General features: G+C 48.7%; 19 protein-coding genes and 1 pseudogene. 8 read left to right on the forward strand and 12 right to left on the reverse strand.

What is annotated here, in order from left to right; genetic code table 11:
• Positions 1–138 precede the first annotated feature (138 nt).
• The 4 genes from GEV47_RS18365 (at position 139) to GEV47_RS18380 (ending at position 4,432) form a co-directional block, all read left to right on the forward strand.
• Entirely contained in the window at positions 139–1,263 is a 1,125-nt protein-coding gene (locus tag GEV47_RS18365) for a porin (protein WP_153236260.1), read from the forward strand.
• 121 nt (positions 1,264–1,384) lie between these two features.
• Positions 1,385–2,146 (forward strand): class II aldolase/adducin family protein, encoded by a 762-nt coding sequence (locus GEV47_RS18370; RefSeq protein ID WP_153236261.1) that lies wholly within the window; start codon positions 1,385–1,387, stop codon positions 2,144–2,146.
• A gap of 41 nt (positions 2,147–2,187) precedes the next feature.
• On the forward strand, positions 2,188–2,370 hold the full coding sequence (locus tag GEV47_RS18375; RefSeq protein WP_153236262.1) for a 4-oxalocrotonate tautomerase: 183 nt from the start codon (positions 2,188–2,190) through the stop codon (positions 2,368–2,370).
• Between the two features lie 454 nt (positions 2,371–2,824).
• The gene (locus GEV47_RS18380; protein ID WP_153236263.1) at positions 2,825–4,432 is read left to right on the forward strand and encodes an alpha/beta fold hydrolase; all 1,608 of its coding nucleotides are present in this window, start codon (positions 2,825–2,827) and stop codon (positions 4,430–4,432) included.
• Between the two features lie 565 nt (positions 4,433–4,997).
• On the opposite strand, the gene GEV47_RS18385 is transcribed toward GEV47_RS18380, so the two are convergent.
• From GEV47_RS18385 to GEV47_RS18425, 10 genes are all read right to left on the reverse strand, one after another.
• Positions 4,998–5,786: an alpha/beta fold hydrolase gene (locus tag GEV47_RS18385; RefSeq protein WP_153236264.1), complete on the reverse strand. Its 789-nt coding sequence runs from the start codon at positions 5,784–5,786 to the stop codon at positions 4,998–5,000.
• 86 nt (positions 5,787–5,872) lie between these two features.
• The gene (locus GEV47_RS18390) at positions 5,873–6,298 is read right to left on the reverse strand and encodes an organic hydroperoxide resistance protein (RefSeq protein ID WP_153236265.1); all 426 of its coding nucleotides are present in this window, start codon (positions 6,296–6,298) and stop codon (positions 5,873–5,875) included.
• 290 nt (positions 6,299–6,588) lie between these two features.
• The gene (locus tag GEV47_RS18395) at positions 6,589–7,047 is read right to left on the reverse strand and encodes a MarR family winged helix-turn-helix transcriptional regulator (protein ID WP_153236266.1); all 459 of its coding nucleotides are present in this window, start codon (positions 7,045–7,047) and stop codon (positions 6,589–6,591) included.
• A gap of 687 nt (positions 7,048–7,734) precedes the next feature.
• Complete coding sequence (locus GEV47_RS18400; protein WP_153236267.1) at positions 7,735–9,096, reverse strand: ATP-binding protein; 1,362 nt, start codon at positions 9,094–9,096, stop codon at positions 7,735–7,737.
• A complete protein-coding gene (locus GEV47_RS18405; protein ID WP_153236268.1) occupies positions 9,072–9,734 on the reverse strand; it encodes a response regulator in 663 nt (220 codons plus the stop codon). The genes GEV47_RS18400 and GEV47_RS18405 overlap by 25 nt, the downstream gene beginning before the upstream one ends.
• A 3-nt stretch (positions 9,735–9,737) precedes the next feature.
• Positions 9,738–11,000, reverse strand: a complete 1,263-nt coding sequence (locus GEV47_RS18410) for a histidine-type phosphatase (protein ID WP_194270712.1) — start codon at positions 10,998–11,000, stop codon at positions 9,738–9,740.
• A gap of 13 nt (positions 11,001–11,013) precedes the next feature.
• Entirely contained in the window at positions 11,014–11,793 is a 780-nt protein-coding gene (locus GEV47_RS19420) for a hypothetical protein (protein WP_194270713.1), read from the reverse strand.
• 39 nt (positions 11,794–11,832) lie between these two features.
• On the reverse strand, positions 11,833–12,822 hold the full coding sequence (locus tag GEV47_RS18415; protein ID WP_153236270.1) for a YncE family protein: 990 nt from the start codon (positions 12,820–12,822) through the stop codon (positions 11,833–11,835).
• Between the two features lie 228 nt (positions 12,823–13,050).
• Complete coding sequence (locus GEV47_RS18420; protein ID WP_153236271.1) at positions 13,051–15,792, reverse strand: TonB-dependent receptor; 2,742 nt, start codon at positions 15,790–15,792, stop codon at positions 13,051–13,053.
• A gap of 47 nt (positions 15,793–15,839) precedes the next feature.
• Complete coding sequence (locus tag GEV47_RS18425; RefSeq protein WP_153236272.1) at positions 15,840–16,472, reverse strand: response regulator; 633 nt, start codon at positions 16,470–16,472, stop codon at positions 15,840–15,842.
• A 200-nt stretch (positions 16,473–16,672) separates the two neighbouring features.
• On the opposite strand from GEV47_RS18425, the gene GEV47_RS18430 reads away from it, so the two are divergent.
• On the forward strand, positions 16,673–19,024 hold the full coding sequence (locus GEV47_RS18430; RefSeq protein ID WP_153236273.1) for an ATP-binding response regulator: 2,352 nt from the start codon (positions 16,673–16,675) through the stop codon (positions 19,022–19,024).
• The gene (locus tag GEV47_RS18435) at positions 19,017–19,931 is read left to right on the forward strand and encodes a substrate-binding periplasmic protein (RefSeq protein WP_153236274.1); all 915 of its coding nucleotides are present in this window, start codon (positions 19,017–19,019) and stop codon (positions 19,929–19,931) included. Before GEV47_RS18430 ends, GEV47_RS18435 begins: the two co-directional genes overlap by 8 nt.
• A gap of 77 nt (positions 19,932–20,008) precedes the next feature.
• Here GEV47_RS18435 and GEV47_RS18440 read toward each other — a convergent pair whose 3' ends face one another.
• Together GEV47_RS18440 and GEV47_RS18445 are read right to left on the reverse strand one after the other, a co-directional pair.
• A complete protein-coding gene (locus GEV47_RS18440) occupies positions 20,009–20,641 on the reverse strand; it encodes a carbonic anhydrase (RefSeq protein ID WP_153236275.1) in 633 nt (210 codons plus the stop codon).
• A gap of 304 nt (positions 20,642–20,945) precedes the next feature.
• Positions 20,946–21,380, reverse strand: a complete 435-nt coding sequence (locus GEV47_RS18445; RefSeq protein WP_153236276.1) for an S-layer family protein — start codon at positions 21,378–21,380, stop codon at positions 20,946–20,948.
• A 546-nt stretch (positions 21,381–21,926) separates the two neighbouring features.
• Here GEV47_RS18445 and GEV47_RS18450 point away from each other — a divergent pair.
• On the forward strand, positions 21,927–22,673 hold the full coding sequence (locus GEV47_RS18450; RefSeq protein ID WP_153236277.1) for a DUF3348 domain-containing protein: 747 nt from the start codon (positions 21,927–21,929) through the stop codon (positions 22,671–22,673).
• Positions 22,670–22,925: pseudogene (locus GEV47_RS18455) on the forward strand (hypothetical protein); the annotation flags it as partial. The gene GEV47_RS18450 and the pseudogene GEV47_RS18455, both read left to right, overlap by 4 nt.

The raw sequence follows: 22,925 nt of genomic DNA on the forward strand, positions 1-22,925 counted from the left end.
ATAAGTATTAGCACTAGACCGCCACGGCCATAAGCCTGAAACATCTTTTGCCCGCAGTGGCGGCTCCACGAATAGCAGTAGATAAACCAAAGAAACACACAAAGAAACACAATTCATAAAACTAGGGAGATACAAGCAATGCAAACTACAAATAATAAATTCAAAGCAGTAAAACTGGCTGTCGCCGCCCTTATCGGCGGTGCCAGCGCCATAGTAGCCATGCCAGCAATGGCAGACACCAACGTCACAGTCAGCGGCCTGGTCGATACTTATGTCGGTTCGCAAAAATACAGTGGCGATAGCGCCGCTTCCAGCATTGTCGGCGCTGGCGGCATGACCACATCATGGTGGGGATTTTCTGGTACTGAAGATTTGGGCGATGGCTTACAAGCCAACTTCAAATTGACTTCTTTTTTCCGCTCAAATAACGGCGCAATCGGTCGCTTTGATGGTAACGAAACGATGTTCTCACGCGATGCTCACGTCGGTTTATCCGGTGCATTCGGTGCGATTTCCGTAGGTCGCGATCTGGCGCCAAACTTCTTGCCATCTATCCTGTTTAACCCGTTCGGCGATTCATTCCAGTTCTCACCGTTGATCATGCACATGGACGTGCCGGTATTCAATGCATCCAACTGGGCTAACACCACTGCTGGTGATACCGGATGGAGCAATGAGCTGATGTACACCACACCTGATTTCAGCGGACTAAAAGCCAACTTGCACTACCAATTTGGCGGCATTGCTGGTCAAACGGGCAAAAACAATATTGGTGCCAACGTGCTCTACTTCCATGGCCCACTGGCGTTGACCGCGTTTTATCAACGCGTCGACATCAACAACCCATTACCAGGCGAAGTTGGCAACGTACAACAAGCTACTGACGGCGAAGGCCCGTTTGCGCCAAGTCAAAAAGCATGGTTTGTCGGTGGTAGCTACGATTTGAACTTTGCCAAACTATTTGCTACTTATCAGCAAACCACCAATGATGGCATAGACTGGAAAGATAAAACTCTCCAACTCGGTACCAGCATTCCATTCGGTCACGGCGCGATTTTGGCATCGTGGGCTGGCACCAAGCGTACTGGCACAGACATTAGCGCACCTTTAGGCGAATCGTCGATCAAACGCAATACCGCAACAGTGGGTTATGACTACAACTTGTCAAAACGCACGGATGTGTATGCGAATTACATGTACGATAAAATTACTGACGAAAACAGCGGCGGCAGCGTTGGCGTCGGGATTCGTCATCGCTTCTAATCCGTTTGATGGTGTAATGTTCTGATCAAACCCAAGAACGCATCTGCCGAACTATATGTTTCGGCAGATGCGTTTTGCTTTATGCGCATTTTTCATTCTTCTTGCATATTATCTACAGCATATGGCAACCAACAATCAAGATCCACAGCACTCGATTAGCCCAGCCGAATGGCAAGTGCGAAAAGACCTCGCTGCCTGCTATCGTTTGTGCGCCATCAATGGCTGGGACGATGTGATTTACACGCACATTTCTGCCGCTGTGCCGAACGAACCAGGGCACTTTTTGCTCAATCCATTTGGTTATCGCTTCGACGAAGTTTGCGCCTCCAATTTAGTCAAAATAGATTTGCAAGGGCGCATCATTGGCGACGCCACTTATCGCGTCAATGTGACAGGCTTTGCCATACATGGTGCTGTCCACGCTGCCAAAGCGGATGCCCATTGCGTCATGCATTTACACAATACCAGCGCGATTGCCGTCGGTGCACAAACCGACGGCCTGCTACCACTGTCGCAGCATGCTTTACGCTTTTATGAACAATGTGGTTATCACGATTATGAAGGCTTGGCGTTGACGCCAACGGAGCAAACCCGTGTGATAAGCAACTTGGGCGACTTTCCCGCCATGTTCTTGCGCAACCACGGCAGCCTGGTGTGTGGCCGCACAATTGCAGAAGCTTACGTATTGATGGATACACTCACCAAAGCCTGCGACATTCAACTCAAAGCGCAATCCGGCAATACGCAGCTAACTATGCCATCAGCAGAAATTTGTCGCAAAACCCGTGATCAATTGCTGGGTGACGGCAGTCCGGAAGGTGAACTCGAATGGCCAGCCCTGCTGCGCAAATTAGATGCGCTTGATCCCTCATATCAAACTTAATTAATCAGGTACATCATCCAACCACAATAGGAGAAACACCCATGCCAACATTCAACGTCCAATTATTTGAAGGCCGCACCCCGGAACAAAAACGCGCTTTCGTCCAGGCTATCACCGAAGTCACCTGCAAAACATTAGATTGTGGGCCGGAATCTGTTGACATCATCATTTCCGAAGTCAAACGTGAGAATTGGGCGACTGCTGGAAAGTTGTGGTCGGAATAATTTCCCCTCGATCGCGCCGCCGCTCATTTCATACAATTTGAAACCCATCAGGGCATTGAGGAAATGAGCCGCCCTCCTCAAAACCACATCAAAACACCAAAATTTATTACTAAATCGGTTTTAACAAACCATCTTTAGTAAATTAAATATTCCCTTGATTATATTTCTGCGCATCAATACTATTGACCTCCAACTTGGGAAGTCATTGTCTTAAAAGTTCGCCAAGTCATTAAAAGCGACTGTTTTTTTACCCGTAAAAACAATCCAATCTGTCAGCAATGCACGCATATCTCCACCTACAAAAAATAGGCTGGAATGAGAATGGTGAACAACACCATGGTGTGGTTTCTCACTCCTCTAAAAACGAGGTGTGTTGCACTTCAATAGCAATTGTCATAACAGTCATTTAAATCTAGCTGGTTTTATTTTTCTTAAATAATTCGCGGAGGATGATATGCGTCAACTTGCAAATTTACTTGTCATGTTTGTGGTGGCATTGGCCGTTGTTGCGCCAGTAGCGGCGCAGACACCACCTGGTTCCCTTGTTTCGATCCCAACCATAGATGGCTACCGATTGGGCGCGTACGTCTCGGTTCCCACTGGTCAGGGTAGTGGCCCATTCCCATTAGTTGTCATGCCCTCCAGCTGGGGACTGAATTTCATTGAGTACATCGGCGAGGCCAATACGTTAGCCAGTAATGGTTATATTGTCGTCAGCTACAGTTCACGCGGCTTTGATTTAGGGTGCGCCATTTTGCCGCAATGCGGCTATATCGATATCGCTGGGCCTCTCACGGTTGGCGATGTAAGCACCGTCATCACCTGGGCTCTGGCCCATACCCCTTCCGATCCGAACAAAATTGGCGTCTCGGGTATTTCCTACGGTGCCGGAACCAGTTTGCTCGCCGCCGAAAACGATACCCGCATCAAGGCGGTAGCTTCAATGAGCACGTGGGCGAGTCTGGAAAATTCGCTCTATGCTAATCAAACCCCGAGTACACAAGGCATAGGTTTGTTGTCGTTCGCCAGCTATATCGGCAAACCTGGGCCATTGATGCAAACGATCAATCAAAACGTTGCTAAGTTAAATTTTTATGGCGCCGTACAATCCTTGCTGCCAGTCGCCGCGCAACGCGATCCAATAACAAGTGTCGCCCAACTCAATGCGAATGGCACGGCAGTCTTTGTCGCCAATGCTTTTGAAGATAGCTTGTTTGTACCCAGCCAATTGGTCAACTTATATAACCAGCTTACTGTACCGAAAATGATGATGTTTTCACATGGCGACCATGCGACCTCTGAACTTCTCGGCGCTGTTGGCCTGCCTAACGAAGTCTACGCTGCAGCCAATAGCTGGTTTGATCATTATCTAAAGGGTGTAAATAACGGTATCAATACTCAACAGCCGGTGCAGGTCAAATCCCAGACCGGTGTCTGGAAAACCTACGCAAACTGGAATGCAGTACAACAAGGTACAGTTACCTATAATCTGACGCAGCCCACTGGTTTTCTTGGCATACTTCCCACGGGTAACTTGTCGTCCGGTAGCGGCGGCAACTGGCAATATGGCATTACTGGCGGCTACCTGACAGCTGCCACTTCAGGTGTAGTGCTACTCAGCGGGGCTTTGACCGGATATCTGGATTTACCACCCCCCGTCGCATTGAGCTTGGTTAACCGCTCGAATGCAGCCGTCTGGATGGGGCCGGTCTTTACTCAGACCAAGAATCTTTTAGGGATTCCTTCACTACAGATTACTGTAACTCCTAACAGCAGCCAGTTCACATTAGTTGCTTACCTTTACAGCGTCAATCAGGTAACTGGCATCGGTCAGTTGATCACCCAAAAACCGTACACCAACCTCAATGCAACACAGGGAGCACCGCTCGCCATCAAAATGAACCTGGAAGCGACCAACTGGGAAATCGATCCCGGTAATCAATTGGCACTCGTTATTGGCACCGCTGATCTACGCTATACCAGCGTCACGCCAGTCGGTAGCGCCGTCACATTTAGCTCTTCGACCGCGACACCTTCGACGTTATCTGTTTCACTGCAATGAGACCCAATGAGCGAGCATCATACAAAATTCTGCACTCCTTAAATAACCTGAATCATTAGTTTTTTGGGGAGTGCGCAGCATGCTGCATTTCAGTTATTGGTGTTGCTGGCTGCATCCCTCCCTCGTGTTGCCCCTCTCACCCGCCTAGCGCGATTGAGGGGGAGCAGGTGCTATTCTGGATACGATGATTCCATTAATGGATTACGCCAATCGTATCCCACCATCAACTTCGAGTTCGGTTCCTGTAATAAATCCACTTTCAACGATATCGCGCCCAGCCATTCTTATGCTCGTGTAGTGAAAGTTAAAGCCGATGGAATCGCCCCAGATACAAACCGCAGTGCCATTATGACTTTCTTATAGACGGCAACGTTGAAAGCTGGGCATAAATTACTTTTGGCGCAAAAAATGGCGAGACCCCGATCATAAAATCAACATCAATGTGCGTCAGCTCAGATAAGTAAGAAAAATCAAAATAATGTGCGCTGGAGTGATCGGCTCAAAAGAACAACGCCTTGCGGGCGCGGGCCCACAAGGCGTGATGTCAGCTGGCGTAATGGATATATTACTTCGACGTCGCTGCTTTTTCGATGATTGCAGCCACTGCCGCTGGATGCGACTCGTACACAGCATGGCTACCAGTCACCTCAGTCACAGTCGCGCCGGCGCGTTTCGCCATCGCGCGCTGGGCATCTGGCGGGATCATTTTGTCGTCTTTAGTCACCAGATACCAACTAGGCTTGGTGTGCCATGCGGCGTTGGTGACTTCGCCGGCTAACGCTTCCACTCCCCAAGGGACTTGTGCATCAGCCATGAACGCTGCACGCTCTGGTTTCACGTCGCCTGCAAACGCTGCCGGAAATTTTGCCTTGTCGAGCATCAGGAAACCATTGACTGGCGGAAGGATGGGTGGCACGGGTGCGCCTGGCGCAGGGTTAGCGATGAGCTTTTGCACCGATTCGCCATTGTCAGCAGCGAAAGCGGCAATGTACACCAAGCGTGTGACCTTAGAGTCATTTCCTGCTTCGGAAATCACTACACCACCGTACGAGTGCCCGACCAGAACCACTGGACCTTTTTGGGCATCAATAACAGCCTTGGTGGCAGCCACATCTGCTGCAAGCGTCGTGGTCGGGTTTTGAACGATGCTCACGTTGTAGCCCTTAGCTTTAAGCAACTTGTAGACGGACTCCCAGCCACCACCGTCAACGAATCCACCGTGAACCAGTACAACATTGTTGACGCGCTCGGTCGACGCAGCGGAGGCACTTTCGGGCATGACGCCAATGGCTAATGATGCGACACCGAAGATACTCAAGAAAGAAAAAATATTTAAAAGACGTTTGGATTTCATTTTTAAATCTCCATTACTAAGCTTGGAAAGAAGTGGATCGCCTCTGGACTTCGTTTTATCCTTAGCCAATCACACACTAGTCGTTTTCAAATCAATGACAGTGTCACGTCGATGTTGTTACGCGTTGCGTTTGAATAAGGGCAAACAGCGTGTGCCTTGGCGATTAATGCTTCCGCCGCATTTGCATCAAGGTCCGGCAAAGAAACTTTCAATTCCACCTCGATACCAAAGCCAGTTTGGATAGCGCCAATTCCGACAGTTGCTTCGACTGCTGTATCAGGATGCAAGTGAATCTTGTCATGCGCTGCGACAAATTTGATTGCGCTCAGAAAGCATGCAGAATATCCGGCTGCAAACAGCTGCTCAGGATTTGTTCCAGCTTCGCCAGCACCGCCAAGCTCCTTTGGCGTAGATAATTTGACGTTCAATATTCCGTCCGAAGAAACTGAACGGCCATCGCGCCCTCCTGTGGATTTTGCATTTGTGCGGTAAAGAACTTTTTCGATCGACATGATAATTTCCTTTTCAATTTTCTGGTCGTATCCGACCACTGGTTTAACTACATTTACTACATCAATTTGAACCTTTGTGACCGATCTATGCGGCACCAGGTTCTCACAAACAATCTACACTATTAAATCGCACACTATATAAATACTGGAATTGGCTACCGGGACTTTCTCATCAAAGATGGAGCCTGCCAGTTGTTTAACGCAGATGCGTCAACGTCATTTAAATAATCAACTATTAAATAGCGTACGATATATATTAGAAACAACTTCCGCGAAAATATCCAGCACCCTCATTTGAGCAATTCGGATCGCACCGCAACAATCCTATCCTTCAACTCACCCATTTCCTTCGCTTTGTCAGGCGTGCAATTAAACGCACAATAAATTGACTCGGGCACCTCTGCAGCCAAACGCCGCAATGCATCTCCAGATTTAGTTAAAGTGATAATCACCTGGCGCTCATCATGCGTTGCACGCTCTCTGATAATCAAATCCTGAGCCTCCATGCGTTTCAGCAATGGCGTAAGAGTAGCGGAATCCAAAAACAGACGCTCTCCGATTTCCGATACTGTCACTCCATCTTGTTGCCACAACACCATCATCACCAAGTACTGTGGATAGGTAATATCCAGCTTCTTGAGTAGCTTACGGTACAGCTTGGTCATCGCCAGCGAAGTGGAATACAAAGCAAAGCAAAGCTGCTCGTCCAGAATCGGTGTTGCGATCGTTTTTTCAGATTTGGTGTTCATGGAATGAATAATATATAGCGAACTACTAAATAGCAAGCTATTTTTTAAATTTTGCCGTTTTTTTTCAAAAAGTGCATACGCATTAATCTTTTCTCATTCAAAATAATCATCGAGAGCGCAACCCAATGGCTATGGTTGGCAATAATTTTCCTACCAAAATTGATAGCGAAAATAACGGCTAACGTGACTAACTGCGTATGGGATTCTCATGGCTTGCTCTGGTGAAGATGTGATCACAAGCTATTATTTAAGGTGGAAGCCAAGTCATACCGAAAAATAAAATACCACCGTCAAAGGCCATTTTCCGCCAAACTGGCAGCCTGAAATTTAAGGATTTAGCGAAGAAACAGTTTTTATGACATCTTTTAGACGATACGACAAACAAGAACAGAGAGCGATTATGAAGAAACAAAAAGGACTGACGATTATTCAACTGATGGTTATCTTGATCATTGCCGGCGTCGTTGGATCATGCGTGATCAAGATGATCATCAATAAGCGGTGCGAAGCAAATCCCTCAATACCGGACTGTCCAGTTACGCAGATTGCATTGCCAAAGAAGTAGCGCAAATATAGTCATGTCTAACTTTGGGAACAAAGCAAACCGATACGCATCCCAAGCATAGAGAGTCGAATGCCTGGTATCCAAGCCAGGCAAAAGATCCTCCCAAATATATAAAATTATTGTTATCGTACGCTTTGCGGGATTTTCACCAGAACGACCGTCCCGCTCTGCAGTGACTGATCTGAAAAATCAATGGTGATTTCCCCGTGGAGTTTATTCACGATGCTCTTTACTATCGACAATCCCAATCCTGATCCAGTTTGCCCAGTTCCCAGTACACGATAGAAGGAGTCAAATACTCTGCTGCGTTCCGCCACAGGTATACCCGGTCCGTTGTCTTGCACTGTAAGCACAACCCAACAGGCATCAGCTTGAATGGCAACTTCAACCTTGCCTTCCGGGCCGGTGTAGCGAATGGCATTATCAACCAGATTGCGCAATAACGTGACTACATCCATTTCAGTTGCCGGGATGGTGATCGGTGGCACGTCAGTATTTTGCCGAAATTCCAGTTCGATTTTTTTTGCGTCCGCGTAAGGCATCATTTCTTCAAATACACTTCTTACGACCTGCTGCAATGAGACGGCATGCATTTTCTCGGGCTCGGCCAATTGAGCGCGTGCCATGTTCAATAATTGATCGATCAGGTCATTGGCTCTTTTCAATCCTCGCTCAAATTCGTTGAGCTTATGATGCGCCTCGTCCGACATGTCTTGTCGCGCTAAATTTTTTGTTTGCAAGGTGAGCGCAGTCAACGGGCTGCGCAATTCATGCGCGGCATCCGCCACAAACCGTCGTTGCTGATCAAGCGTGATGGCGATTCTTTTCAAGACCGTGTTAATTGCAGAAATAAACGGACGTAACTCCGCGGGCAATCCCCTATCAGATATTGCCCGGATATCCTCGGCATGACGTGCATTCAATTCTGCCGCCAACCTTGACAAAGGCGCTAGCATCCTGCGTAACGTCAAGCTCAACAGCAAAATCAAAAAAGGAATTACCACCAAAATACGTTTCAGAGTTTTTCGTCCTGCATGTCGGGCGATCTCGTTCTTGGCTTCGGTTTTTTGCCCCACCACTAATTTCCCGCCCGTCTGCAGCGTTTGCACAAATACGCGCCACTCAGTCTGTTGAACCCGTATCGTCTGCAATCCGTCGTGCAGACCATCTGGAAATCTCATCTGGTTGTTTGCAACAGAGTCATGCGATACCGGGCCGATATCTACCAACTGTACAATCACATGGGCATCTGGATCTTCCAAATCGCCTGGATTATTTGTATCGGGCTGGTTGACGGTGATAAGATTGGCGTTGACCATGGCGGCAATATCGCGCAGGTGATCATCCTGTAATTCATGGGCGTCATGCAGGGTGGAATAGAATCCGATAGCACCAATTGCGATGGCGGCGACAATCATAGTGACCGCCAATGCCAATGCCAATCTGAACTGCAATGAGTTTAGTTTTGTTTTGAGATCATCCATCCCAAACCTCTTACATTCTTAATCGATTGCGCGCCCAATTTTTTACGCAGGCCATGAATCAAAAATTCGATGGCATTGCTTTCAACTTCCTGATCCCATTGATAGACCCTGTCTTCCAGATCCCGTCGCGACAATATCGCACCGGGTCTGATCAGCAATGCTTCAAGAAGCGCATATTCTCGCGCAGATAAACGCACGGCCGCACCATCGACAATTGCTTCACGCGTCGTGAGATTCAGGCTCAAATTCCCGTTTTCCAGCAGAGAGTTGGCATGTCCGCTTTTGCGCCTGACCACCGCCCTGATCCTGGCCAACAGTTCACCGATCTCGAACGGTTTCAGTACATAATCATCGGCGCCAAGATCGAGTCCGGCGATCCGCATCTCAACCGCATCTCGGGCCGAGACAATCAGGACCGGTGTTGCGCTGCCGGATTGGCGCAAGCTGCGCAACACTTCAATGCCATCCATTTTCGGCAAACCCAAATCCAGCAATATTGCATCATAGTGCTGTGTCTTCGCCGTTAACAGGGCCGATGCGCCATCTGTGACCCAATCTGTCGCATAGTGCATAGTGCTTAAGGCGTACACCAGCGCTTCGCCTATCATGACATCATCTTCGACTAGCAAGATTCTCATGGCTTATTTTGCACAATCTTTGGGTAAGATTGCCTTTACCTCGCTAACAACATGGCTCAATGCGCAGTTGTCCGAATCTCGACATGCAGCGGGTTGCAATGGAATTTGCCGGGCCGGCGAATCTGACAGGTTGCGTACTTGTTCCATGTTTTGATAAAACAAGCGCATGCGCAACAACGTCTTGCCGGTTGTATTTTCGCGCCAACGTTCAAAGGCAATCACAGTTCCCGGTGCAGTGACATCGGGTTGATCAGGCATGTGCCAATCCAGCCCGAACACGCCGGCCAGGTTCGACAAATTGGTATCGTGCCCGGCTAATACGATCAAGCGCTGTGCCGCATTAATCGTCGGCACAGTTGAATTCACGTTATTTTCCGACAAGGCAGCCAAGATAAACTGGGCCAATGCATAGGCACGCCGCGTGGCAATATACGGCGTGCGGCGCGTTAAATTAGCCGTGTGTTCGTGTATCGATTGCAGCTGTTCGATATCGGCGCGGCTGGCACGTCCAAAGCCAACCTGGGACATCGGCAATCCATTTTCGTATTCCAATAGTAGCACTTCAGAGACGGTAGCACCGATCGACAGAGGGCCGGAAATTTTCACTTCTCCTGAGCCTGCAGTGAGTTTGCCAGGCCCTTCCAGACAGGCTCCCGCACTGCCCTGGCAAGCCTGTGGCGCAAGTATGGCTTGCAACCGTGTTAACGCTGAGCGTGTTTCTGGTGTATCGAGAGGTCCCTGAGCAAGTATTGCCTGCTGCTCAGCCGCCGGATCGAGCGGGCAAGTCTTTTCGTCTAATCCATGAAACAGCGGATCGGTATGATTAGCTGACCAGCCCACAGAAATTGGCTGAGTCGCGTTTCCGCTCAAACCCAGCGCCAGCATTTGACCTGTTGCGCGGGTCCGTTGATCAGCGCTATCAGCCCAAATTAATGTTTGATCAGCGATGGAACCCAGCGCTGGCAACAATCCCGCACCGACATAGAAATCACGCAAATCACTCCCCATTTTGCGGATTGCCAAACCACCGTGGGGCGTGAGCTCGCCCGGCGCCGCACCCCACGCGGCGTCGTCAGGCCAGGCTTGATCCGATAACGATGCCATGGCTTGTGCAGATTTGGTCGGCGGACGAACGCCGTGGCGCATGACTAACACTGCCCGCTCCAGAGTGTATCCGGCTGGTGGAACGACCTGCTCTGCGGCGACGGCATTGATGGCTGACAAACCCAAGACCAATGCGAAGCTAAATGGGGAAATAACACGCATTATTTGCATTTTCCTATCGAGTAATTTGTATACCGAAATAAAACAGCGCCTGCAGTTGATCTGGTGTTCGCTTGCCGAACTCTCGCCCAGCCGCAGCCAATATCGCCAACGATTTGGTGAACTGCCAGCTCGCACCCACATTGAGTAAGGTCTGGGTCGAGCCGCCAGCGCCGTCAGCGCCCTGCGTATAGGTTTCATGAATTTCAAATAAACAATCCACGCCCTTGCCGCATGCATGTCCTGCCGCAAAGCCGGCTTCCCATTGATTCGGACCGTTCTGAACAAAGTTACGACCGATCTCGCCATCCAAGTCGAATTCACCGACTTTACCGGATACTTCTATCGGTAAAAAAAATTGGCTACCACTTGGTGCAATGCCACGATTGATCGATGTCGTCGTGATGCTATGCGCATATTGCGGGTAGGTCGACATCGAAAAACCAGCATCGCCCTCATCAATAAAACGCCATTTGACACCGTAGTTGGCAAAGCCCGGTCCGGACTTCCATCCGTCACCCGGCTGTTGGACATACGTCCACGGCAGGTCGGCTTTCAGTTGTATGGAGTCACCCAGTCCATAATTGATATCCACATCAGGTAGCGACACCGTATCACCCTGTACCGTATGCTGGGCGATGGTCGCCAGATTGATTTCCCAGTGCCCATCTCCCGGCGTATCGGGATCATCGGTCTCCAACGGCGCACCACCTACCGCCCATGCCGATGCAAATGATAACGATAATCCCGTCGCTACAGTAAAACGTAACAAACTATTCAAGGTCACTACCTTCATACAAACTCTATTCTTTTACCGGTTTTTCTTAAGGATGGTTTATTGCTTTTCCAGCACCAGTACGCGGAAAGTATCAGCTATACGCTGACGCTTTTCATCGCCAGTCGCAGGTTTGAAATCAGCGGTTGGCAAATACAAACGATGGGCTGCAGGATCAGCTGCGATGGTACGAGCACCGAATTGCGTTGGTATCGTTGCTACAGTCTGGAATTTCCCATCCACCAGTCCGACCACCGTCATGTTGCCGTCGGCACCGTTCGCGCTAAATGCATAGCCATCCATATACGCGACGCCATCGGGATCACTGCCGATTTTTGCTTGACCGATATTTTTACCTGCTGTGCTTGTCACCATCATCAAATTATTCGCACAAACTGAATATAAATTCTGCTTTTCATCGATCGTCAGTCCGCTTGGACCGTCACATGGCTTGAGCGAATGGGCTTTGACAAATTTGTTTGTAGTCAGATTAATCGACCCGATTTGACCTATGTCTTCCAGATTGAAATACACGTTGCCATCAGCACCAACTACAGAAAATTCGGGCTTGCCGGGAACCGCAACAGTTGCCACGACTTTCAAAGTCTTTGCGTCAATGATGCTGGCACTATTCGACTTGCCGTTGAACGCCACTACTTTCTGGCTGGCTGGCGCATAAACGATGGAATCAGGTTTGGTACCGACTTTAATTGAGCCAGTATTTTTTAACGTAGATAAATCAAAAACAGCAACGGCATTGGCAGTGCCATCAGTGATAAAACCTTTGCCGAATTCTTTGGCGATCGCCACGCCGTGCACGCCTTGCGTATCGCCGATCGTGCCGATCAATTTATCGGTTTGCGTATCGATGACTTCAGTTTGTATTGCATGTGTGACGTATAAGCGATGCGCGTCGCTGTCAACATATAAATAATCCCACTTGGCGCCACCACCAATATGGATAGTATCGACAAGTTTATAGTCGGGTGCTGCTGCCATTGCTGAACCGCAAATGGCTAACGTTAGTACGGTAAGTGCTAATTTCATCATTGCTTCCATTGTTTGAATTCAACTGCGTAAAGTAAATACAGCCCATGGTAAATACAGCCCATGCGTATTCACCGTTTGTTTTTAGCTTACAAAAGCTGCTTATTTTTAAGCTGACCAATCGTAATCCAAAATACTTAGATCACACTTAGCATCTATAAAAAACAAAACCCATCAATTTGTCGCACTGATGGATTTTGTATTTGCTGCTTACAACAATAAACAATATGACTAGAGTGTGAAATTCAACCCTGCCAGGAAGGTGCGCCCGTAGAACTCGCGCTGGATTGGACGATCGGGTGTTCCTTCATAAAATTTCAGCGGTGTATTCGATATATTTTTGGCTGAAAAATAGATCGAATAATTACTATTTACTATGTACGTACTACCGAAATCGAACTGCAGACGGGAATCCGCAAACGTATCCGGTGTCGTCGCATTGGCGCCAATCGCCCACAGACTTGATGACACGTAGTTTGCTCCGAGACGTAATTGCAGTGAGTCGCGTTCATAAAATACTTCGAAGTTGGCATTGTTTCGCGATGTAGAAGGCAGCATCGACGTTATGCCGGGATGAATTGTCGTTCCTGAATTATTGTAAGTATAGTTTGCGTTGATGCCAAAACCTGACCAGAAATCGGGCAAGCCTTTGAATTTTTCCACGCAGTTAACTTCAATACCTCGGGCAAAGCCAGAGTCGGTATTGACCCAGGATGAGACCGCCGTTACGCCGGACAAGCCCGGATATTGTGTATTACCGTCCTGGAAAACTTCATTGTAGTTAGTCGCAACGATATAGTTTTTGATCTGCTTGTCAAATACGCCAAATGACAATATCCCTGCGTGCGGCAAATACTTTTCAAACGACAGATCAAACGAATTTGCGGTAGTTGGCTTCAAATTCGGATTGCCTGTCGAAATAGTATTGTCCGAGTCGCTGACTACAACCGATGGGTTAATCTGCTGAAAACCTGGCCGCGCAATCGAGGTAGAAAATGTTGCCCGTAGCAGCGTATCCTTATCCAGTTCATATCGCGCCTGTGCGCTTGGAAAAAAATTGGTGTAATTACGGCTAGTCGTAACGGGAGTATAGACATCGTTGCCTGCCGCATCGGTTTCGTCAATATTGGCTTCGTATTTGGCATTGGTATTTTCTACTCGAAGACCAGCGATCACGCCTAGCGGACCTTGCTTCATCTGGTACTGCCAATACGCCGCATTGACATTTTCAGTGCCATGTTGATGCGCCTGCTCCGCTTGCTGTATATCGCTGGCCAGGGTCGTTTGGTAAGAAGACAGCAGACTATTCACAGTGCCGGTCTGAACCAGCGGCTGGATATTGTACAGCCCGTTATACATACTGGTATTGCCGCCCGGCGCAACGCTGGCCAATGGGATTTTTGGAATGCCTGGATAACTGTAAGATGGATTGTCGGAATCGCGTGTTCTGAAGCGTGTGTCTAATCCGAATTTAATGTTTTCCTGATCAAAAGAACCCCAGCTTACCGGCATTTTTAAGTTTGTGGCGAATGACCATTCCTGATCGGTGGTGAGCTGGGTTTGGTTAGAATAGGAGCCCAGCACATAATTGGACGGATTTAAATAATTGGCGCCATTTACGCTAAATACAGGCACATTACCCGGCCCCGTATCATCGTAGGTAACGGATCCTGTCTTAGAGCCGTAATTGAATTTTGCAACATTATCGTACAGCTGATTGTATGTTCCTTTGGTATAGCCTAAGCGATAATCGAGTACATCACCATCGAATTTATTTTGTCCACCAACCATGAATACCTGGTCGTCGATTTTTTCTTTTTCAGATGTCACATCCGCCTGAAACGCTTTTTTGCCGGTAGCGGTATCGGTGATGGAACCATTGGGGTTCACAACTGGATTGCCATCCAGATTAATCACTAAATGGTTGTTTTCTTTTGACTCTGTGTAACCGGAGTCAAATCCCCGAATGTAATAACTGTTATTGGCATCGGGTTGATATCCCAGATCAAGACCTACCCCATGACGTTCACGATGATATTGGTAACGGCGCATGTCAATGTCAGGCAATGCCTTGGCCGGTGCAATACCATCATCAATATAAGCATTTTCTACGTCATCAATACCGCGTCTATCCTCATAATAAGCACCGGTAAACACGACTGAAAAAGGATGGTCCGAATAACTGGAAATGCCACCGGTGTTTTCGCCGGAACCGCCGAATCGAGTACCCATCGACACAGACAGATCAGTAATCCCGGTGCCGCGCAAATTTTCATAACCGCTACCAATATGACCTTCAAAAAACGGCTTGCCATCTAGCGGTGCAGTTTTAGGGCTAATTTCGATAGAGCCGCCCAATGCCTCTGCATCCTGCTCAGGCAAATTAGTCTTGGTCACTGTAATTGAACCGACCAAGCCATTTGGGATGGCGTCCATGGCTACGGCACGACCACTGCCCTGCGGAGAGGAAGGATTCGAAGGCGGCAGACGCATACCGGCAAATGTCGTACTGTTCAGGTCGGAATCAAGACCGCGAATATTAATAAAACGCCCTTCGCCAGTATCGGTTTCCAACGATATTCCTGGCAAGCGCGCCACGGCTTCCGCCACATTCACATCTGGCAATTTGCGGATTTCATCGGCAGTCAGCATGTTGATGATATTCGGCGCTTTCTCTTGCGCCTTGATCGCGTTGACAACCGTGGCACGTTGTCCCAATACCATCACTTCTTCTATCGCCGCATCAGGTGACGCAAAAGTTGCTACCGGCGCTGGCGTTGCCGCTGGCGGTGGAACAGATTCCGCGCTGGTTACAGCGTCATTATCTACAGGCAAAATCGGTTGGCTGAATGCCGTGTTTACGCAAAATGCGCTGCAAATGATCAATATGCTTTTAGCTAACGGCGTGAGCTTGAAACCGAATCCGCCTGACTTATCGACTGTTTGTGTGATGATGTTATGGTTGAATTTCACGTGAGTACCTTTAATTGTTTATGACAGCTACGACACCTAAAAAAACATTACGAATCCAGTAATAACCCTGACTTGCGAGCAATCTGTAACGCTTGCGTCCGACAGTTGGCGCCAAAGGCGCGGAATATCCCGGTCACATGCAACTTGACCGTGACCTCGGCCAAATTCATATGCCGTGCAATTTGCTTGTTGCTCATTCCCATGGCCATTACCTGCAACACTTCGTTTTGGCGCATAGTCAAAAACGGCTTCACATGACTGGGGGCCATCGTCTTGGATTCAGCCAATTCCACATGCGGCATCAGCCATTCCCCTGCCATGGCGCGATGCACCAATGCAGCAATTTCATCTGATGATGCAGATTTGGGAATAAACGTATTCGCGCCTCGCTTCAACGCCAACTTGTGCAACTCGGTCTGCTCATTCCCGGAGATCACGATCAATACAGCACGCGGAAATTTAGTTCTAAATATCGACACCGCATCGACGCCTTGAATTTTCGGCAATCCCAAATCAATGCAAATCAATCGGACATCCTGCAGATGGTCGGTCATCAATAAACCTTCTTCTGCACTGGATGCTTTCAGCACCACGGTATCGGTCAAAATTAAACTCAACGTATCGGAGAGCCCTTCGCGATACAGCGGATGGTCTTCAACTATCAGGGTGTAATGCGTCATGTCGATTCTTTAAAATGCACTTCGCTCAACTATCTGCACTATGCTCAAGCTTGAATGGCCGCCATGGTAAGGCAACCACCCCGGGCTTGAATCTGTACTTACGTATAGGTGTGGTTTATTTCACTTTTCATATCTCTGTCATATTTGCATGTTACTTATAGGCAATAAGAACAAGGGCTTTAGCCGCCCAGCCTAATTCCATGCCTTTCTCTAAAAATTTCAGTCTTCATTTCAGCCTCAATCAAAAGATATTGATCTCTGTCGTTTCGGTGACTTTCATCATGTTTTCGATGGTGTCGGCCTTGACTGCATTCCATGAGCGCAATCGCATGTTTTCTGCGGCGAATGATGATGCGTCCAACGCAGTGAAAGAAAATGCTTCTGTGATTGCCCGCGGACTATGGGAATTTGATAAGGCAACGCTTACCGCCGCATTGAAAGGCATGACGCTAACCAGCACGATTGTTCGGGCGGAGGTAGTGGATAACGACAAAGTCGTTGCTCAATATTCGCGCGACGCTGGCAAAGGCGTCGCCGATCGGGTCTGGTCAGTTGATTTGATGTCGCCGGACGATGAGAAAAAAATCGGCGCTTTACGGATTACGCAATCCTACGACGATCTGCGCGATGTCATGACCGATAACATGATTGCAGTGATCATGTCAGAACTGATCAAGATCGGTGTGCTGGCAGCCATCCTGTTTATCATCATGCATCAGCTACTGACCCGCCATCTCAAATCGATTGCCCATGCCATCGAGTCGAGCAACAATCAGCAACAAAATGCCATCACGCCGATTGCTCTGGATCGGCGTGACCGTAGCAAAGATGAGCTGGATATCCTGGTGGATGCGATCAATAGATATCGGCAAGAACGCTCGATTGCCGAAGAGGAATTGCGCCAGGACATTGCGGTACGCATGCGCATCGAGTCGGCATTGCAAGAGAGCGAGGCGTCACTTTCCTATGCTTTGAAAATTGCACGACTAGGTTATTGGGAATACTCCATCGAACGTGACGAATTTACTTTCAACGATCAATATTATTCTTTGCATCGTACTGACGCCCATCAAATTGGCGGCTACCACATGTCGCTGTCCAAATTTGCAGGTCTCCTGTTGCATCCCGAGGATGCCGAATCCGTGCTGCAGATGCTGCAACAAGCCATTAGCACGACCGATAATCGCTATTTGTCGCAAATCGAAACACGGATAGTTTGCACCGATAATCAGATCCGCTGGGTATTGATACGGTTTAAGAACGAATGGCATGCCAGTGGAAAAGTATTGAAATTGTTCGGGGCCAACCAAGATATTACCGACAGAAAAATTGCCGAACAACAGACCGTGCTTCTTGCCAGACTGAGTGCGCAAAAAGAAGCGGCTGAAATCGCCAACCGCGCTAAGTCGCGTTTCCTGGCCGCAGCCAGTCATGACTTGCGCCAGCCGATACACGCATTGCATCTATTTCTGGGTACCTTGAAAAATTTGGAATTACCCATCCAGGCGCAGCGACCATTAGCGAATGTCTTAAGGTGTACCGAGTCTATCGATGAAATGTTTGTCTCTCTGCTAGATGTCGCGAAATTCGATGCCGGACTAATTGCGCCGCAGATATCCGATTTTCCTGTCATGACCGTTTTGAACCGCATCCGCCATGAATGCGCGCCGCAAGCCAGCTTCAAGGGTGTGCAACTCCAAGTGGTACCTAGTTCGGCCTGGATAAAAAGCGACCCGTTAATGGTCGAACGCATATTGCGCAATCTGGTGACCAATGCGATCCGCTACACCTCAACCGGTCGGATACTGGTCGGTTGCCGCAGGCGTGCTGATCATAAACTGGAACTTGCCGTGTATGACACGGGTGTCGGGATCGCACAGGATCAGCAGGAAAAAATCTTCGACGAATTTTATAAAGCCGACATCGCCGATTTGAATCAGGCGGGCTTGGGACTGGGGTTGTCTATCGTTGATCAGCTAAGCAAACTCCTGTCCGCGCCACTGCGGCTTGCGTCTTCGGAAGGCAAAGGTTCGATGTTTTCAGTGACCTTCACACTATCCCAACTCATCAATGTCGACCATTTATCGATACAGCCTTTGAACAACCACGTCGATTTCCAGGGATGTACGATTTTACTGATTGATGACGATGCCTTCATCCTGGAAGCAACACGCGGTCTGCTGGAACAATGGGGTTGCATCGTGATCATGGCGGAAGATATAAAAACTGCCATACAGCTTTTAATGCAGGCGCCAACATTACCGAATGCGATGATTTGTGATTATCGTTTGCGCGGCAAAGAAAACGGCGCCGATGCGGTGACACAGATATGGGAAGAATTTAATACCAATATTCCTGCTCTGCTGATCACAGCCGACACCTCTCCGAAACGCATTACACAATTGAAATCCACCGGACTACCGGTTTTGCATAAACCGATACGCGATGATGAATTAAAAGAAGCCCTGGCCCGACTACTGTTCCCGCGTGAGGCGAAAAATGACGGATCAGAAATCGAACTGTCACTAAATCGTGCAGAAAACGATGATTAACAGACTTTACTTGTCGGCACAGCGTTGCTTGTTGCACCTGCTGCTCCTGCTGCTCAGTGGTAGCGCGTGCTGCCAAACGACAGTGATATACCCCTCCTCAGCTTCGAGTATCGATATCCGCCACAATGATTTGATCGAACTGCTCTCCACTTCACTGGAAAAAACCAAGCGCGAGTACGGCGCATACAGCGTCGGCCCATCCAAATTAAAAATGAATGAAGCACGTTCGCTGGTGGAATTAAAACGGGGGGATTCTGTTACGGTGGTTTGGAGTCCAACCTCAGAAGAGTTGGAAAAGAAATACATTGCTATCCGCATCCCATTGCGCAAAGGATTGTTAGGATTACGTATCTCGTTAATCGATAAAAAAAAACAAAGCAGCCTGGAACGAGTTAACACCATTACCGACCTCAAAAAACTCAGTCTGGGCATGGGTATAGGCTGGGTGGATTTAAGTGTGTTGAAAGCCAATGAGATCAATGTTGTCACTGCCCATTATGATGCGCTATTCACCATGACCGCACACGACCGCTTTGATCTTTTTCCGCGCGGGATTAACGAGGTGTTTAATGAATATGATCAACGCCGCCAGATTTATCCGAATCTGGCAGTGGAGCAAAATTTATTGATTTACTATCCCTGGCCGTATTATTTTTTCGTGAATAAAAATAACCCGCAATTGGCCGAGCGAATTCGACTTGGTCTGGAACGCATGATCGATGACGGCACATTTAACCGGATTTTCATGAAATACAACGGCGAAGCGATACGACGCGCCAACCTCAGTCACCGACACATCATTCAATTGAAAAACCCATTTTTACCCAGGCAAACCCCGACTGATGCCCGATATTGGCTTTTCCCTTCACTGATAAAGAGCGATGTGATCAAGCAGACACTACATTAGATTGTGGACCGGAATCTGTTGCGCAATACTACGATAACCAATGCTGTAGCAGCGTCCCTTCCACATTAGATAAATGTTTAGAGTTTGCTTGTGGGATGCTGTGCCAGCGATACGAATTTGTTCGTAGCGGCATCAAGCGCGTCTATCGAGCCACTCTCGATATCGTAGACCCATCCGTGAAGTGTTAATCCACCTTGAGCGAGAGCCAAGGCTACTGACGGATGTGTGCGGATATTGTTCAACTGTGCAATAACGTTCTCGCGAACCATGCCGTTTATGCGGTCCTTCTCGTTCGCATGGTTCTTAGACTCATTAATCATCCGAGCGGCATCGGCATAGTGCAGCCAGTGTTTGACCGCCGGCATGTGGTCCAGACATGCGCATGTGGCGATTGCCGTCATGGCGCCGCAATCAGAGTGGCCACAAATGACAATATCCGTTACCTTCAGTTGGGCCACCGCATATTCAACCGTTGCGCTGACACCGCCTGGTTCAGGACCGAACGATGGCACGATGTTGCCAGCATTGCGAATCACGAACAGCTCTCCAGGCTCTCTTTGCGTGACAAGCTCCGGCACCATTCGGCTGTCAGAGCAAGAAATGAATAACGCTTTAGGCGTTTGACCAGTCGCTAGCGTCTTGAATAGCGCTTTGCGTGCTGGAAAGACGTCCTGCTGAAAGCGGAGAAAACCATTGATAATGTCGCGCATATTGAAATTAGAAGCTGATTCCGGAACGCCATTATCGCTTGAATTCCTTGAATTTGCCCGCTGCACCGGCCGAATTACTAGCTGCTACAGAGATAAACATGCGTAGAGGTCTTCTCAAATTTTGCATAGATCCATGTTCTCAAGATGACTGAATTGCCCAAAAACCTAGCCGGCCAAGACTCTCTGCAAGTTGCAATCCGGCGCTAGTTCCATCGATTGATAGGGTGTCATGGGTCGTTTCATATCAAGTGAGTGACGGCGAAGCAATGATTTTCGGAATGGTAATCACAGTGGATTCGCAGTATCAAAAATCAGCTGACGCATTGGCATAGCTATTCAGATAGCGCATCCCGGTCAAATTGGTGACCTGATCGGAAACCAATTTTTCTTCATAGAAGCCGTCACCCAAACGCTTCTCCGTCGTGGCGGGATTGATGCCCAGCAGACCCAGCATGTAATCGCTGGAAATGAAATTGCCGTATTGCGTAAAACGCGGGGCGGTGGCGATCAGATACGGCTGATTCGGTTGCGGATGGACAGAATACAAACCGTTTGTCGGCAACACGGTGTTGACCAGGCCGGCGCGAGCGCCATCGACCACCCGGGCCACACCCGGCACACTGGTGCTGCCGCTGCCGTTCACGGCGGTCACGCCATTGATGCCGTTCTGGTTCCCGGTGGGCACACCACTGATGGTGTTGTCGGTCGCCAGTCCCAGTGGCGCGATGCCGTCGCCCAATCCCAGTGAGGCCGCGCTTGAGGTGTACTGTTGCAGTCTTCTGATGAACTCAAATTTAGGCGCTTCGCCTTATTTCCCAGATTCATTTGTAGACAAATTTACCTGACAAGGTTGCTGGATATTGGGTGTAGATGAATTTGCTTTACAGATGCGATAGCTCTCCGAATTTAACAGGATATTTGTACATATTTTTTGACAAGTGCTCGTGTAAACAAATTTACCGTTAGTTTGTAGACGAATTTACCGAGGTATACGACCTTGCCGCGTGGGATATCGTGGAGCATGCATCAATGCTGGGGATTCCGCCATAAGGCTCAGCCGGCAAGGCTTACGCAGCAAGCATCTTCATGCGGAAGCACTGCTTGTACTCCCTAAGTGTTTGAGTTTCCTACTCTTCCACGATATAATCCCAAGCTCACGAGTGCCATAAAATGCCCACAGAAAATGCCTCAGATTTGCTGGAGCAGGACCAAAACGTGTGTTTATGCGAATAGCCGTGCGAACTGCTAGCCTTCCTGCTTTTTTTCGATTTTGATTGCACTGCATATGACGCGAGTATCACTGCGTACAAATTTCCACAGTTCAAAATTAATTCGTTGTCTCGCTGACTTGGCCATTGTGGATGCTGCCGAGCCCGAGAATGCGTTTGCGGAAAAACTAGGCCTGTGGATTCATTTTACCGACGCGATCACCCTGTCTGCTGTGCACAGCGACAGCATTGCGAGTCCGCCGAAAATGCAGTACGAAGTGCAATTTTCCCTGGGTGCTGCGATCGGTATCGAATTCCACCGGATACAGACTAGCTTGATCAATTCGATCATGAAAAGTTGCTCTCTTAACTTGGACAAGACGCACATAGAACTGCCGATGGACCTTGCCATGGCTTACGCACCGTATCGTCGGTTCTATGATACGCATCAACGGGACATGGAATTGCGCATTCAGCCCCTGCGGGTCAATGTCCGGGAAGCGCTTGCAAAGGTGTCGCCAAGGCTCAAAAAGCTTGCCGACCTGGACGCGGCGCTCGAAGGAATACTGCGCGATCGCGAGAGTAAATTGCTCTCGAAGGTGCCGGTGCTTCTTAAAAAACGTTTCGAGCAATTGTACAAAACACATCAGCAGATGCTGGTTGATACTCAGCAGGCAGACAACTCTGCCAGTTGGACGCAAGCCGGAGCCTGGCTGGCGCGTTTTTCCAATGACATGCAAATGCTGCTGCTGGCCGAAATGGAGCTTCGCTTACAACCGGCGATGGGACTCATCGAAGCATTCAATAACAAAGATACGCAATGAATAAACATTTATTTACAGTCGCCTTCTTCTTGGGCGCACTTGGAGTCGTTTGGATCGGAGTCGGATTTATCCACTCCAGTTTTCTGGCGCTGGCGATGACGACTGTCATTGGCGTAGTCTATGCGTTCGGAGCGTTCGAACTACGTCAGTTTCGTCAGGCGACATCCACATTGGCGGCCGCGCTGGCGGCGATTCCTGAAAACCTGCCGGCTCTCGGCGGCTGGCTCGACCACGTGCATAATTCACTACAAA

The sequence above is a fragment of the Glaciimonas soli genome (genome assembly GCF_009497155.1).
Classification (GTDB): Bacteria; Pseudomonadota; Gammaproteobacteria; order Burkholderiales; family Burkholderiaceae_D; genus Glaciimonas; species Glaciimonas soli.